Raw genomic sequence first — 270 nt, 5'->3', positions numbered from 1 at the left:
TCAGCCCCAGTGGCATGGGCTCGGCCTTGAACGTCTTGGGCACCTCGCCACTGACCAGATGGGCCAGGGTGCTGGTGATATCGCTGCGGTTGATCACTGGCTGATGCGGGGCGTAGCGCCGTGCCAAAGGCTTGAGCGCGGCCTGCAACTGGACCTGATCATCCTGAGGCAGATAGCGCGAAGGGTCAGACTGATCGCCGATCACTCGCGGCGTCAGGATGACCAGTCGCTCACGCCGATTGTTCTGCCGTTCGGTCGAAGATAACAGCG

The 270-nt window shown here is 62.2% G+C and carries 1 protein-coding gene; it reads right to left on the bottom strand.

Annotated elements, in window-relative coordinates; genetic code table 11:
• On the bottom strand, window positions 1-270 hold a 270-nt coding region (locus tag AC0L3B_RS39535), incomplete at both ends, for a hypothetical protein (RefSeq protein WP_473383255.1).

Source organism: Bradyrhizobium sp. Kon56 (genome assembly GCF_055807635.1).
The sequence above is the reverse complement of the archived record's forward strand: the minus strand, read 5'-3'. Positions and strand labels throughout refer to the sequence as shown.